Below are 13319 nucleotides of genomic sequence, written 5' to 3'. Positions count from 1 at the left end.
AAGTTTTGAAATTGAGAGGGTTTTATGAAAAAGCTAATTATCGCTGCTGCACTTGTTGTTTTCTCGGTGGCTTCGCAGGCCAACACTTTTTCCGAGAGCAAGCAGCTGCAATACACCAAGGAGCACCAGACCGCAGTGGCCAAGTACGCGGAGAAAAATGGCAAGCCAATGCCAGAGATTCAGGATTACAAATATGGCATGAAGATAGACGTTGCTAAGTTCGTACGTCAGTCGCAGGACCCACGTACCTGCCAGGTCTACCCACGGTTGATGACCTTCGAGGACTCCCAGGGCACGCTCAAGACTGTTCGTTACTCGATGTATTCGCAATGCATCAACAACAAGTAGTAAACGATTTGAACAGAACAATTAGAGAATTCATAAATGCCAGGCAGTGCCTGGCATTTTTTATTACGCCCGATGCCCCATGGTTTTGACATGTTAACGCCTGGGCCGGGGCAAACCGTGCAATAGGTCTTAGCTAACCAACCGCGACGGCTCCCAACTGCAGAGGGCAATTGGAAGCCTTGACCCCAGAAGGGACGAGTTATGAAGAGTTTGCTTGAACGCCCTGATGACCAAGCTGGGCATGAAGGTCATAGCCATGAGCATGGCGGCATTTTTGGCATGAACACGGAGCTGTTTTTCGCGCTGATCTGTGGTGCTCTCCTGGGTGCCGGAGCCCTCGCAGGAAAACTTGGGCTGATTGATCGACTTCCCCTTATTCTGTACGTGTCGGCCTATGTGTTCGGTGGATGGTTCACCACCAAGGAAGCGATCAGCAACATCCGCCAGAAACGCTTCGAGATCGATTCGCTGATGCTTCTCGCCGCAGCCGGTGCCGCGAGCATTGGCGCCTGGGCGGAGGGGGCTCTGCTGCTGTTCCTGTTCAGTCTGGGGCATTCCCTTGAAAGCTACGCGATGGGGCGGGCCAAGAAAGCGATTGAGGCACTGTCCAAGCTCGCACCAGCCACCGCGATCGTACGCAGAGCAAATGGCACGTTGGAAATGCCTGTGGAGCTGCTGGTTCCCGGTGACGTTGTCATCGTGCGCCCCAATGACCGCCTACCGGCCGATGGTTTTGTTGTAGTGGGCTCCTCAAGTATCAACCAGGCGCCAGTAACCGGTGAGAGCGTCCCCGTGGACAAGCAACCTGTCCCTGATGCCGAACTCGCACGCAGCAAGCCAGATGCAGTGGATGCAGCCTCGAAAGTCTTCGCCGGTACCATCAATGGCGAAACGCTCATCGAGGTTGAGGTAACACGGCGCTCTACGGAAAGTACCCTGGCGCGGGTCATCAAGATGGTCAGTGAAGCCGAAGTCAGGAAGTCACCGACCCAGCGATTCACGGACCGCTTCCAACGCATATTCGTCCCGTTGGTTTTGCTGCTGGTAGTCGGGCTGCTATTTGCCGGCATTTTCCTTGATGAGCCGTTCCGTGACTCGTTCTACCGGGCGATGGCCGTACTGGTTGCAGCCAGCCCCTGCGCGCTGGCGATCGCAACACCAAGCGCCATTCTATCTGGCATCGCCAGGGCAGCCCGAGGTGGCGTGCTGATCAAGGGCGGTGCACCGCTTGAAGAGCTCGGCTCCTTGAATGCCATGGCATTCGACAAGACCGGTACCCTGACCGAAGGGCGCCCACGCATCACCGATGTAATACCGGTAGGCGGCACGCAGATCGAGGATCTACTAAACGTCGCCATCGCTGTGGAGTCGATGAGCGACCATCCGCTGGCTGCGGCAATTGTGCGTGACGGTGAAGAGATGATTGGCACACGGCGCCGATTGCAAGCCAAGAACATGAGCAACATGATTGGCCGCGGCGTACGTGCCGAGCTTGATGGGCAGTTCGTCTGGATTGGCAAGGTCGAGATGTTCGGTACCAATGGTATTCCCGCACTGAGCAAGGCAGCCTTGGAGGCTGCGGAGCGTCTGCGTCAGTCGGGCCGCACAACCATGGTGGTACGTCGCGCTGACAAGGATCTGGGCGCTATCGGGCTATTGGACACACCCCGAGAGGGTGCCAAAGAGGCACTCCAGAAACTCAGAGAGATGGGCATCGACCGCATGGTCATGATTTCTGGGGACCACAACCGCGTTGCAGAGGCGGTAGCCAAACAAGTTGGCTTAGATGAGGCGTGGGGAGACCTAATGCCGGAAGACAAGGTCAAGGCCATCAAGAACCTGCGCCTCAGCGCCAGGGTGGCCATGGTGGGTGACGGCGTGAATGATGCCCCTGCCATGGCCAATTCGAGCGTTGGCATCGCAATGGGGGCTGCCGGATCTGATGTCGCCCTGGAAACGGCTGATATCGCGCTTATGGCTGACGACATCAGGCAACTCCCATTTGCGGTGGGGCTGAGCCGTCACACGCGATCGATCATCCGCCAGAACCTGTTCGTCAGCTTGGGGATTGTGGCCATCTTGGTTCCGTCTACCATCATGGGCTTGAGCATTGGTGCCGCCGTTGCGATCCATGAGGGCTCCACACTGCTGGTCGTCTTCAACGCCTTGCGGTTGTTGGCCTACCGCAGAAGCTCCTGATCCCTGAGCTTCAATCATGAAGCTAAGCAGGGAAATGACTTGAAGTAGAAGTACGGGTCGTGCGCGATCAGCGCACGACCCGTACTTTTCTCACTCGTCGATCCCGATGCGCTTGAGGCTTTCAAGGGCCTTCCCACACTCAGGTGAGCCGTGCCTTAAGCCGCAGGCCAACGCAGCTTTGAGACTCATGACACCGGCTACGAAACCGACTTGATTGCCGACCCCTTGTCCGTTCGCAAATCCCTGATCATACGCAATCTCCACAAGTGCATTGATCGCCGCCAGGGTGTCTTGTTTGTTGGTACTGTTCTGCATATCTACTCCGCGAGCATTCAGCTCATATCGCTCGGTTAGATGGCGGCGCCTTCAGGTTTGGGGTGAGCGAATCCCGCTCCCATAGCCAATCCCTAACGGGGGGCATAGCCCGCCACCGTAAGGAAAATCAGCTATTGAGAGCAGGTGACTCGTTTTGGTCACGCGTGCTGCTCGCCTCACCGCATTGGCACTGAGTGGGTACATCCGGATAGCCGCTGTGTTTCTCGACGAACAGCGTTTGGCAGGTGGTGCACCCATAAATCCGCGGCAGAGACTTCAGACCACCTGGCAGCACATCGCTCAAGGGCTCGTTATGCCAAGGAGCCCCGTCAAGGATCTTGGAGCGCAGGATGTTTCCCAGCCGCCAGGTGTTACTTTGTGCGCGCCAGAACCACATCGGCGCCGAAAGTGAATACTGGATGAAGGTCTCTTCCGGCTGTTTGGAGAGCATCGGAAATTTAGGGCGGGTCGATCCGGAATCGATGATAGTGAACCCCATGCCCATCTCAGCGCTCGGATGGGTCTGTTCACCGAAATAGCGGTCGTGACTCGCCGAAGCCGTAGCTTGATGATCAGTCGGCGGAAATACCCACAGATAGCACTCGCTTCGAGTCACCATTTCGACGAGCTGGCTCTGTCCCCGTATAGGGAAATCTGCAGCCAGTGCGAAGCGATCTTTCCACGTGATTTTCGGAGGCGGTGCCATACCCGCCGCAATGGCCAGCGTCGCCGTTTTCGGGACGAATCGATCGCCGAGCTCGTTCAGATCCAGATTCTTGCAAAGGGCTTTGAATGCCTTTTTACGAGTCTTCGAGGTGAAGGAGGGGTCGAGGAGCAGGCGAACCTGGTTCACGCCTATCCCTGCAGCTCGTAGTACTTCGATGACTTCTTCAGCCACGCCGACTGCTTGAAGATCGGTCAATCCCAAGCACTTTTTCGCCCGCTCAATCGTCTCGTAGAGGTTGTACTGCCTGTCGCTGTCACGGCATACCTGGATTGGCAGATTGTCTTGGGAGTCAACTTCTGGGGAGACGGAGCCAATGGCAGCGTGGAGCAACTGGTGAATGTGCTGGTGAGCGTACGGGCGACCGGAAGCCGAGAATGAGGCGTGCAGCTGAGCAGCGAGAGGTTGAAGCAGCTTTTTGGCAGACATGACTATCCCCTAATGAGCGACGTTGGGGTAGCTGCGCTTGTAGGGCCGTTAGACGCGAAGCTGGACGTCGAATCAGGTTCAATCATGAGTAGGAGTCAGGTTTGGTTTGCTTGCACGGCCACCATGCAAAACCCGACGCGGCAATCACACCAGATTCGCCGAGTTTTGGCAAGAGAGGTCATCAGGTGAGCGAGAGCAGGTAGGAGGAGGACGCTCCAAGCTCGATCACGTCAGAAACAGGGAAGCCGGAAGCACATTGAGCGCTTCCGGCTTTCTCACGTCAGACTGATGAGAGGGATCAGAAGACGTATTGCAGGCGGGTCACGATTGCATTGCCGCTGTCGTCGCCCACGGTGTTCTCGTTATTGTCAGTACGCACGTTGATGTAGTTGGCACTGAGTTTCACTGCCTCGTTGACATACCAGTTCACACCCACAGTGTGGCTCTTGGCCTTGCGCTCGTTCGATTGATCCGCTGCGGTGACCAGGTTGCCGTCTTCGACCTTGATATCGTCAAAGCGGTAGAAAACTTCCCAGGCCCCCAGTTCCTTGTTCTCTGGTTTGATAGTGTCGAACTTGGCACCGTCGAGCTTGTAGATACGCGGCTCCCCTGATCTATCCTGGCCGCCGCTCATACTCGTCGGAGTTTTACAGCAGCGGAAAGTCCGAGAACATCAAGGATCCTGCCAAGTGGCCGCAGGATGGCTCGTTCTATCTGTCCAGGCGCTTGCGAGACAGCAAGGATGGTCTGCCCGCTGATCTAGCATGTACAGCGATCACCGAAGCGAACGCCAGCCAGCTCATGCTGTGCCATTGGAAACGTACCGTACAAGGTGCCGAGGGTCTGGCTGGAGAAAGCAATGCGGAAACGCCTCGCAAGAACGAAGGCTAAATTCCAAGCACAAAAAAGCCAGGTTTTATCCTGGCTTTTTTGTCGATTTCTTTCGTCATTTGAAGTCCTATTTAACCGCCGATTAATTGTCGGCTTGTTCCTTACCATCCTTGCTTTCTTTCTTTTGCTCTTGAGCGACTTGTTGTTTGTTCTGGTCCGAAGAGTCATCGCTCCATAGGCGAGCCTGTTCGGTTCGGAAGTTTTCATTGAACTGTTTCGCTCGCTCGAAGCCACCTTCAGCGTAAGCGGTACCCATGAGACCCAGCAGCAGGCTGCCAATAGCGATAGATTTGACAAATTTCATTGTGAACCTCGGTTCATACTAGGCCTGCCTGATTAGCGGCCTTTGTTGGTTTGTAGTTTAGGAACGCGAAGCTAACGACAAGGTGAGTCAATAATTACAATTCCGTAATTTTGGCGGCAGGCAGGATGCGTTAAATCCTCAAATCTGGAAGGATCATGTCTATCTCGGCACTGTCGAGGGCGACTAAGAATTTTCTCTTAAATTACAATTTTGATATCTAGCGCGTTAATTCAGCGCGGCGTTGTTGGCCGCCCTAGGAGATAGCCATGAATGACATAGAGCCCTGGGCAGTTGCTATCGGTGACTTTCGCCGCTGCACTGAAAAACTCACTGTCCAGCTCGATGAGCTGACCTCGCAGACGCGGACCTCCAGCGCTGTTCTGGAGAGGTCGAACGAACTGGTGGAGCAGGTGGACGCTGTCGGCCGGCAGATTCAGGAGGAGGTGCGAAAGGCGGAGAAGGCTTGGTCGAACGCGGAGGAGGTTGCCTTGCGCGCCGCTGCATCAGCGTATTCAGCTGCATGCCGCGGAGTCGACACCGCCATCCAGCCACTGATCTCGGAGCTTACAGCAGCGACAAAGGCGGCGGACGCCTCTATCCAGGAGCTCAAGCGGGCACCGGTGCTGGCCAAGCGTTATGTGATGGTGGTCGCCACGTCGTTCTTCATTCTGGCGCTGATCTGTGTCTACTCGACCATGCGCCTGATCGATGCCGCCGGCAGCGTAAGTGCTCAAGAGAAAGTGAATGCTCAGTACTTCTCACACCTGTGGAAGAACGCCAATCCTGACGAGCAGAAGATCATCAAGTCGGTGATTCTGCGGTCGCCTATGGACCCTGTGGTCCTCCGGCACTGATGCATTGAGCAAACAAAAAGGCCCGTCGATGGACGGGCCTAATCATGTCTGCGCGGTTTAAGCGGCGGTCATTGCTGGCTGCAGTTGCTGGGCTGCGGGAAAGTGAAGGTGGAACCAGGTGAAGTTTTCTTCGGTCACCTCCACGCTCGCCGACCCTTGGTGCAGGCTCATGATCGACTGCACAATGGCCAAGCCAAGACCGGTACCGCCTTCGCTCCGTGCTCGGCTCTTGTCCACACGGTAGAACCGCTCAAATAAGTGCGCATGGTGTTCCTTGGCAATACCGCGGCCGGGGTTGCCGACACTCAAGGTCGTACCGCTCGCACTATGCTGCACCTTCACGTAGACCGTGCGGCCGCGAGGGCAGTAGCGGATCGCGTTCGACACGAGGTTTGAGACGGCCCGTTGAACCATCAGGCGGTTCCCGCGTACCACATCATCACTCCCAGAAATCTGCAGCTGGATCTCGCCTTCCTCTGCCGAAATGCTGAAGAGGTCGCATACGCGCTGAACCTCGTCGACCAGGGACACCGGTTCGAACTCCACCATGGACGCAGGGTGACTGACCTGGGCCAAGAACAGCATGTCGGAAACCATGCGGCTCATGCGGTCCAACTCTTCTGTGCACGACTCTAGAACCTCCCGGTACTCGGAAAGCGATCTTTCTCTGGTCAAGGCAACCTGGGCCTTGCCCATCAGGTTGGAAAGCGGTGCTCGAAGTTCGTGGGCAAGGTCGTCAGAGAACTGCGAGAGCTGCTGAACGCCATCATCCAGGCGAGCCAGCATGATGTTGATGCCGTCGGCGAGCTTCTTGAGTTCTGCCGGCATCCCATCAGTCGGAAGACGATGGTCGAGGCTCTCCGTTGAGATCTTTGACGCCACCTTGAGGAATTTGGTCAGCGGCAGCAGGCCTCTGCGCACGGTCCACCAGCCAATGGCCAAGATCAGTGCGAGGATGACGGGGGACATCATCAAGGCCCAAGTCAGCAACGCATCAAGCAGTGCCTCACTGGATGACTGGTCCATGGTCATATAGACGCTGACCTCTGTTCCATCGCCCAAGCGCATGATCCGAGAAGCACTCAGCAGAGGACGGTCCTGCGTATCACGCCATTCATGCTCTTTAGGCTGGGCCGCCGGCTGAAACTTGTGCACCTCCAGATTGACCTGTTTCGAGCCAATCGAGAGCAGAGGAGTCTGATTCTGTGAGGTATCGAATATGCTCACATACAGGTTGTTGTGGCCCATGACCAAATCGACAAGCTGATGTGCATCTGCGTTGACGCCGGAGATATCCGGGATGGTGGACAGGTTGTGAGCCATCCCCGCCATCTTTACTTCCAGGTCCGCTCGGGCATTTCTTTCCAGAGCCTTACCTACCATCAGATAGCCAAAGGTGGCGAACAGAAGCAGCAACGCTGCGCTCATCAACCCAACTTTTAACCCCAGCTTTGCAGCCAGGCTGAATGGCCTCATGCGCGTTCCTCAAAAACGTACCCAACGCCACGAAGCGTGTGAATGAGCTTGGTTTCAAACGGGTCATCGATCTTCGAGCGCAAGCGCCGGATGGCTACATCGATGACATTGGTGTCGCAATCGAAATTCATATCCCAGACCAACGAGATGATCTGGGAACGAGTCAGCGCTTCGCCCGTTCGGCTCATGAGCAGGTGCAGAAGCGCAAATTCCTTGGTGGTGAGATCGATGCGTGTGCCACCGCGGAAGACGCGATGGCGGACGGAGTCGAGTTCCAGATCCGCAATTTTCAGCGAGCTCTTCTCGACCAACTCATCACCACGGCGTTGCAGCGAACGGATGCGAGCAAGCAGTTCAGGGAATTCGAATGGCTTCACAAGGTAGTCATCCGCGCCGCCGTCCAAGCCCTTGAGCTTGTCATTGATGCGTCCGCGGGCGGTCAGCATGATGATGCGGACCCGGCTGGTCTTACGGATGGTTTCCAGCAGGTCCCAGCCGTCGATACCGGGGAGGTTCACGTCCAGAAGGACCAACGAATAGACATTAGTGTTGAACAAGTGCAGGGCATCTACACCGTTGTGCACGATATCTACGACATACCCGCTTTCGGATAGGCCCTGCTGAAGATATTCGGCAGTTTTAATTTCGTCTTCCACAACTAGAACGCGCATAACTTATCTCAAGGTGTGAGGAAGGAGTTGGCCTAATCCGCCAAGATTATGGTTGCAGGCTGTTCGAAAGATAGGCTGAGGGTATGGCATGTGGTAGTCGCTACCTCTGTCCATACGCCGGGTCACCTGAGGACGCTTGAATCTTAACGCGAAGAAGCTGGCCGCGGCGAAATCCTACAAATTTGTAATGTAGCCGCAAGATTTCTGACAGTCATGCAGGCTCCAGCTCTGAGCTTAGCGGATTCTGGGGTCTGCGACGGTGTATGACAGCTTCGCCTGACAGGCGGAATCGGCCATGACAGGCAGTATTTCGGTCGCCAGCTTGCAGAGACTGGCGCTGGCCTTGCATCGAGTGCGCCACGCAGGCAGTCCCCATGCACGGCCGCGAACTGCTACGCCTTTCTGCGAATTAGTTCACTTGGTGGCTCAGTAGTCTCCCGAATAATTACCTTACAATCTATTACATGTCCAAATTGTAATTGCGCGATCATCTTGGTGTTAGCCTCCTTTGCTAGTTTAAGGGCAGCGGAAGAGGCATCGCTGCTTTGGAAATTGTCTCATTTCAAAGCAGCTTGGCAAGAGCAGCGGGCAGTTGTTCTCGTCAATGCATTCACCTGTAAACCATACGCTCCTTTGGTAGGTGAATTTTAGCGCCCCCCTACGGGCGCTTTTTTATTAAGGGACTTCTTATGAACACTACTGTATCAGCGATCGCCGTGTTTATGCTCTTCACATCACTAACAGCCAATGCACAAAGCGGTATGGAAATAAACCAACGCATTGAGCGTTCTGCTAGAGAGGCTACTGCGGATTATGCTCAGCGCGTAAAAAAGCCCATGCCTCAACTTGAAGACTATGCCTACGGTATGGACCTTGACGTTGGTAAGTTGGTGTATGTATCACCCAGCGTGCGGTACTGCGGTAATGTAAGAAGTATGATGACCTACGAAGACTCGAAAGGCGAGCTGCACATGGTTCGCTACCTGGTGAAGGGCGAGTGTATTAACAGCCGTTAAGGCTCATCAAGATGATGTCTGCGGTCGCCGGATCATAGAAGCTCAATGCCGAACCGGCGCAGCAGTACGGCGAAACATCCGAAACTGGCCATTGTGATGAGGATGCTGCTGATAAGGGTCGGCCAGAAGCCGAGCTTAGGTAGCAGCAACGGGAACGCGATAAACATCGGCAGTGTAGGAAGCACGTACCAGAACGTGTACCAAGCATGATTGGAGATCTTCTCCATGCTCTGGTTCTCCAAATAGAGCCAGACCAGCGTCAAGACAGTGACCAGGGGTAGGGCGGCGACCAGGCCGCCCAGCTTGTCACTGCGTTTCGCCAGCTCTGATACGAGAATCACTATTCCGGCAGTGAGTAGGTACTTCGTGATGATCCAAGCCATCGCTGAACCTTCTGGGGATTGTGGACGGGGGAGGTGAAGCCATTCTCCAACCCCTCTCGAAGTGCTCCTGCCGTTTACGCCATCCCTCATCGCATTTCTTCTACAACATCCCCCTCAGCCAGGAAGGGGATGTGTCTGCATGGTGTTTACCGATCGATCAGTGCGAGGGCGAGGGAACGCTCTCGTGGAAAGCTGCCCGCTCGATCTGGATGGTGCAGTGATGGATTTCAAATCCATCGCTGACAGCATCCACGACGGCCGCCAACACAGCATCCCCATCTGCAGAATCCCGTACCACTACGTGCGACGTCATCACGTTGCTGCCACTGCTGACGGCCCAGACGTGCAAGTCATGAACGTCCGTGACCCCATCTACGCCGCGGATGGTGGCCTCGATTGCCGTAACGTCGAGCCCCCTCGGCACACCCTCCATGAGAATCCCCAGGCTTTCGCGAAGCAACTGCCACGTCCGCGGCAGTACCCAAAGTCCGATTGCCACAGCGACAATCGTGTCGACCCAGGTCCAGCCCGTGAAGCGGATGATGAGTGCTGCAATGATTACGCCTAGCGAGCCGAGCATGTCGCTCCAAACTTCGAGGTAGGCGCCTTTGACGTTAAGGCTCTCGTTGCTCGCAGATGCCAGAAGGCGCATCGAGATTAGGTTGATGATCAGGCCGGCGATTGCGATCCACATCATCGCCCCGGTAGCGATCTCCGCCGGCATGAAAAAGCGCTGGTAGGCCTCGTACAAGATGTACATCGCCACCAGGAAGAGCAGCACGGCGTTGAACGTCGAAGCCAGAATCTCCAGGCGCGCATAGCCGAAGGTTCTTTTCTGATCCGCCGGGCGCTTGGCTATCTGAAGTGCAATCAGTGAGATCGCCAAGGCGGCAGTATCTGTGAACATGTGGGATGCGTCAGACAGCAGCGCCAGGCTGCCGGTAATCCACGCACCGATCACTTCTGCAATCATGAAGCTGCCAGTCAAGGCGAGCGCCATGATTAGCTTCTTCTGATGCCCCTCGCGTACTGCAGCGCTGCCATGGTCATGATTTGAACCCACGTATTTCTCCTTGCGCAGGGTTGTGGTCTCGTTGGCCTTCCTGTCTGCCTATCGTTAGAGCGTCGCTTGGCCACACTGACTGCAGAATTTTGCTCCTGCGCTCAGCAACGAGCCACAGGCGGTGCAACCACTCGATAGTGGTGTTCCGCAGTTTAGACAAAAGCGTGCTGACGGATCGTTGGCCGTCCGGCACTGCCTGCAGCCCTGCAGATCTTTAATGGGGGCTGGAGTGGCATGGCGCCCGCCGTCATACACCTGGTTGCCGCCGTCGCAGCCCTGCTGCCGGCCATGGCGATCGTATTGCTCGGCCCCATGTCCCCCGCTGTGGTGCTTGCCTCCACCGTGGTTTCCACGGCCATGGTGCCCGCCCAGGATATTTTTGAAAAAGCTCATGGTATTCGCCCCTCATTGATGGGTGACATATTAACGAGCAAAAGTTGAAAAGAATGTTCTGCTCGCGAGAAAGACTTGTAAGTTAAAGTGAAAGTTCAAAATTAGCCTACGTCAAAACGAAGCCGTTTTGTTTGTGAAATTAAATTTATCTAGCTGAGCGGTGCTCTGCGTTTAATAGATGGTGTCGCCCTAATTTTTATCATAGCCTGGTCGATGGCAATTAAAACAGCAGTTATTGCATTTCTGTCAGCATTGTAATCACGAGGTCATCGTGTCGTTATCAGGCGCCGGAAATAATGCGCTCAGCGAGATTTATTTCTCTTTTGTCCCTATGCCTCACACATTCTAAGCGTCTCCAACGCCTAGGCCCTAAGGCCTCTGGCGCTCCGCACATTGCGCAATCGCTCAGCATCTGTCGATGGTTTGCCAAGCAGCTCCCGCTAACTCCACAGCTAACGCATGGATAAGCAGCCTCTCAGAGTTTGATAATGACACCTTCAAAATCCATTGTTCACACCCTGTTAAGTAAATGGATCTTTGCTATTCGCACTGCCCGACAGGAAGGCATCAGCACTAATCTGCTCATTGGGCTGGTAACTCTTTGGTTGCTGCTATTCGCGAATGCTGAGCTCTGGAGCGTGCTCTGGAAGCTGGTATTCAAAACCGATGAAGTGAACTGGCTGCTAGCAGCTAGCCTCCCAGTCATAGTATTCGCATGGGTGTTTACGGTTCTGAGCTTGCTGTCATGGGCGCGGCTGACCAAACCTTTTCTATGTCTCGTACTGATCAGCGCGGCTTTTGCGAGTTACTTCATGAATGCCTATGGCATCGTGATCGATTACACAATGTTCACCAACGTTGTGGAGACAGACGTCGCTGAGGCAACCGAGCTGCTGAATTGGAAGCTCGGTCTGTGGGTCGCAATGGTTGGGGTGTTGCCCGTCTACCTGATCTCCCGGGTTCCCCTCCGGCGCAAGCCTTGGGCCAGAGCTTTGGTCAGCAGGGTCATTGCTCTGTCGCTCGCTCTGTTGACCTTGTCTGGCATCGTGCTGAGTCAATACCAGTCATATGCCTCCTTGCTGCGCAACAATCGGGAGATCCGACTGATCCTGGTACCCACCAACTTGTTTGCGGCTGGCCATGGTTACCTGAAGCGCCAGCTGGCCACACCTAAAACGCTGACGGCCATTGGAACTGATGCGGTAGTTAATCGACAGGGGGCGGCCCGTAAACCTAGGCTGCTGGTACTGGCTGTAGGAGAGACCGCCCGCTCCGCCAACTTCTCCCTCAATGGCTACACCCGTGAAACGAACCCGGAGCTGGAAAAACGCAACGTCATCAGCTTCTCCAACGTCAGCTCCTGCGGCACCGCCACCGCAGTTTCGTTGCCATGCATGTTCCTGGATGTGGGTAAGGCCGAGTACAAAGATGGCTTGGCCAAGAGCCGAGAAGGGCTGCTCGACGTGCTTCAACGCGCAGGCATTAGTGTCATGTGGACTGACAACAACTCGGGGTGCAAAGGGGCCTGCGACAGGGTTCCCAACCACAAGGCTGCCTCTCACGCGGATCCCCAACTTTGCACCAGCGAGGAGTGTAAGGACGGGGTGCTGCTCTCGGAGATGCAAGACTTCATCAAGCGTCAAGAAGGCGATGCTGTCCTGGTGCTCCACTACAAAGGTAGCCATGGCCCGGCCTACTACAAGCGCTACCCCGCGCAATTCAAGAAATTCGCGCCGGTGTGCGAGACCAACGAGCTCGACAAATGTAAGCAGCAGGAAGTGCTCAATGCCTACGATAACTCGATCCTTTACACCGACTACGTTACAGCCGGGCTGATCGACATCCTGGCAGCGAACACCAAATTCGACACTGGGCTCCTGTACGTTTCTGACCACGGAGAATCACTGGGTGAGGGTGGGCTCTACCTGCATGGGCTGCCTTATGCGATGGCTCCTGAAGAGCAAACCAAGGTGCCATTGGTGCTTTGGATGTCCGATTCTCTTGCGAAGAGTGAAAGGCTCAACGTCGGCTGTTTGAAAGCTCAAGCAAGCTCACCTCTTAGCCACGACAACCTGTTTCACACAGTGCTCGGGATGATGAATGTCCAGACGTCCTCGTACCGCTCAGCCTTGGATTTCACTGCCCCGTGCAAGCCCTTGCCAGGAGGCTCTTACTCAGGCCTCTAAGACACGAAGTAGGATGGCCCCTCTGGGATGCCAAGTGCTTCTGCTCCCGTCCGCTTTGACAGCTATA

14 protein-coding genes and 2 pseudogenes are annotated in these 13319 nt (G+C 55.3%); 7 read left to right on the top strand and 9 right to left on the bottom strand.

What is annotated here, in order from left to right:
* Positions 1 to 24 precede the first annotated feature (24 nt).
* Positions 25 to 348 (top strand): DUF2790 domain-containing protein, encoded by a 324-nt coding sequence (locus ACWHXD_RS30540; protein WP_003253432.1) that lies wholly within the window; start codon positions 25 to 27, stop codon positions 346 to 348.
* A 201-nt stretch (positions 349 to 549) separates the two neighbouring features.
* Positions 550 to 2547, top strand: coding sequence for a heavy metal translocating P-type ATPase (locus tag ACWHXD_RS30535; protein ID WP_046786872.1), 1998 nt, complete (start codon positions 550 to 552; stop codon positions 2545 to 2547).
* 90 nt (positions 2548 to 2637) lie between these two features.
* On the opposite strand, the gene ACWHXD_RS30530 is transcribed toward ACWHXD_RS30535, so the two are convergent.
* From ACWHXD_RS30530 to ACWHXD_RS30520, 3 genes and pseudogenes are all read right to left on the bottom strand, one after another.
* The gene (locus ACWHXD_RS30530; protein ID WP_003253436.1) at positions 2638 to 2862 is read right to left on the bottom strand and encodes a hypothetical protein; all 225 of its coding nucleotides are present in this window, start codon (positions 2860 to 2862) and stop codon (positions 2638 to 2640) included.
* A 127-nt stretch (positions 2863 to 2989) separates the two neighbouring features.
* Complete coding sequence (locus tag ACWHXD_RS30525) at positions 2990 to 4015, bottom strand: hypothetical protein (protein ID WP_003253439.1); 1026 nt, start codon at positions 4013 to 4015, stop codon at positions 2990 to 2992.
* 298 nt (positions 4016 to 4313) lie between these two features.
* A pseudogene (locus ACWHXD_RS30520) lies at positions 4314 to 4628 on the bottom strand (porin); the annotation flags it as partial.
* Between ACWHXD_RS30520 and ACWHXD_RS30515 the strand changes: the two are divergent.
* Positions 4616 to 4906: pseudogene (locus tag ACWHXD_RS30515) on the top strand (phospholipid carrier-dependent glycosyltransferase); the annotation flags it as partial. The pseudogenes ACWHXD_RS30520 and ACWHXD_RS30515 sit on opposite strands and share 13 nt — an antisense overlap.
* 82 nt (positions 4907 to 4988) lie before the next feature.
* Here ACWHXD_RS30515 and ACWHXD_RS30510 read toward each other — a convergent pair.
* Positions 4989 to 5210 carry a hypothetical protein gene (locus tag ACWHXD_RS30510; RefSeq protein ID WP_003253450.1) on the bottom strand — a complete coding sequence of 74 codons (222 nt, stop codon included), beginning with the start codon at positions 5208 to 5210 and terminating at the stop codon, positions 4989 to 4991.
* A gap of 266 nt (positions 5211 to 5476) precedes the next feature.
* On the opposite strand from ACWHXD_RS30510, the gene ACWHXD_RS30505 reads away from it, so the two are divergent.
* Positions 5477 to 6064 (top strand): hypothetical protein, encoded by a 588-nt coding sequence (locus ACWHXD_RS30505; protein ID WP_003253452.1) that lies wholly within the window; start codon positions 5477 to 5479, stop codon positions 6062 to 6064.
* Between the two features lie 57 nt (positions 6065 to 6121).
* Here ACWHXD_RS30505 and ACWHXD_RS30500 read toward each other — a convergent pair whose 3' ends face one another.
* On the bottom strand, positions 6122 to 7540 hold the full coding sequence (locus ACWHXD_RS30500) for a heavy metal sensor histidine kinase (protein WP_009682005.1): 1419 nt from the start codon (positions 7538 to 7540) through the stop codon (positions 6122 to 6124).
* A complete protein-coding gene (locus ACWHXD_RS30495) occupies positions 7537 to 8211 on the bottom strand; it encodes a heavy metal response regulator transcription factor (protein WP_003253457.1) in 675 nt (224 codons plus the stop codon). Before ACWHXD_RS30495 ends, ACWHXD_RS30500 begins: the two co-directional genes overlap by 4 nt.
* Positions 8212 to 8900: 689 nt before the next feature.
* Here ACWHXD_RS30495 and ACWHXD_RS30490 point away from each other — a divergent pair.
* The gene (locus ACWHXD_RS30490; protein WP_003253458.1) at positions 8901 to 9227 is read left to right on the top strand and encodes a DUF2790 domain-containing protein; all 327 of its coding nucleotides are present in this window, start codon (positions 8901 to 8903) and stop codon (positions 9225 to 9227) included.
* 32 nt (positions 9228 to 9259) lie between these two features.
* Here the strand turns inward: ACWHXD_RS30490 and ACWHXD_RS30485 are convergent, their stop codons facing one another.
* The 3 genes from ACWHXD_RS30485 to ACWHXD_RS30475 form a co-directional block, all read right to left on the bottom strand.
* On the bottom strand, positions 9260 to 9610 hold the full coding sequence (locus tag ACWHXD_RS30485; protein ID WP_003253461.1) for a DUF3147 family protein: 351 nt from the start codon (positions 9608 to 9610) through the stop codon (positions 9260 to 9262).
* A 157-nt stretch (positions 9611 to 9767) separates the two neighbouring features.
* Positions 9768 to 10673 carry a cation diffusion facilitator family transporter gene (locus ACWHXD_RS30480; RefSeq protein ID WP_003253462.1) on the bottom strand — a complete coding sequence of 302 codons (906 nt, stop codon included), beginning with the start codon at positions 10671 to 10673 and terminating at the stop codon, positions 9768 to 9770.
* Between the two features lie 54 nt (positions 10674 to 10727).
* The gene (locus ACWHXD_RS30475) at positions 10728 to 10928 is read right to left on the bottom strand and encodes a zinc ribbon domain-containing protein (RefSeq protein ID WP_223255137.1); all 201 of its coding nucleotides are present in this window, start codon (positions 10926 to 10928) and stop codon (positions 10728 to 10730) included.
* On the opposite strand from ACWHXD_RS30475, the gene ACWHXD_RS30470 reads away from it, so the two are divergent.
* A complete protein-coding gene (locus ACWHXD_RS30470) occupies positions 10908 to 11114 on the top strand; it encodes a hypothetical protein (protein ID WP_003253464.1) in 207 nt (68 codons plus the stop codon). The two genes, ACWHXD_RS30475 and ACWHXD_RS30470, sit on opposite strands and share 21 nt — an antisense overlap.
* A 440-nt stretch (positions 11115 to 11554) precedes the next feature.
* A complete protein-coding gene (locus ACWHXD_RS30465; protein WP_003253466.1) occupies positions 11555 to 13252 on the top strand; it encodes a phosphoethanolamine transferase in 1698 nt (565 codons plus the stop codon).
* Positions 13253 to 13319 lie beyond the last annotated feature (67 nt).

The sequence above is a fragment of the Pseudomonas fjordensis genome, assembly GCF_976987115.1.
This window is presented reverse-complemented; position numbering and strand designations above follow the sequence as displayed.

Excerpts from the sequence above, each read along its gene's own strand:
- ACWHXD_RS30535 (WP_046786872.1), top strand. The coding sequence starts at position 550 with ATGAAGAGTTTGCTTGAACGCCCTGATGACCAAGCTGGGCATGAAGGT.
- ACWHXD_RS30490 (WP_003253458.1), top strand. The coding sequence starts at position 8,901 with ATGAACACTACTGTATCAGCGATCGCCGTGTTTATGCTCTTCACATCA.
- ACWHXD_RS30540 (WP_003253432.1), top strand. The coding sequence starts at position 25 with ATGAAAAAGCTAATTATCGCTGCTGCACTTGTTGTTTTCTCGGTGGCT.
- ACWHXD_RS30525 (WP_003253439.1), bottom strand. The coding sequence starts at position 4,015 with ATGTCTGCCAAAAAGCTGCTTCAACCTCTCGCTGCTCAGCTGCACGCC.
- ACWHXD_RS30505 (WP_003253452.1), top strand. The coding sequence starts at position 5,477 with ATGAATGACATAGAGCCCTGGGCAGTTGCTATCGGTGACTTTCGCCGC.
- ACWHXD_RS30495 (WP_003253457.1), bottom strand. The coding sequence starts at position 8,211 with ATGCGCGTTCTAGTTGTGGAAGACGAAATTAAAACTGCCGAATATCTT.
- ACWHXD_RS30485 (WP_003253461.1), bottom strand. The coding sequence starts at position 9,610 with ATGGCTTGGATCATCACGAAGTACCTACTCACTGCCGGAATAGTGATT.
- ACWHXD_RS30465 (WP_003253466.1), top strand. The coding sequence starts at position 11,555 with ATGACACCTTCAAAATCCATTGTTCACACCCTGTTAAGTAAATGGATC.
- ACWHXD_RS30500 (WP_009682005.1), bottom strand. The coding sequence starts at position 7,540 with ATGAGGCCATTCAGCCTGGCTGCAAAGCTGGGGTTAAAAGTTGGGTTG.
- ACWHXD_RS30470 (WP_003253464.1), top strand. The coding sequence starts at position 10,908 with ATGGCGCCCGCCGTCATACACCTGGTTGCCGCCGTCGCAGCCCTGCTG.
- ACWHXD_RS30510 (WP_003253450.1), bottom strand. The coding sequence starts at position 5,210 with ATGAAATTTGTCAAATCTATCGCTATTGGCAGCCTGCTGCTGGGTCTC.
- ACWHXD_RS30530 (WP_003253436.1), bottom strand. The coding sequence starts at position 2,862 with ATGCAGAACAGTACCAACAAACAAGACACCCTGGCGGCGATCAATGCA.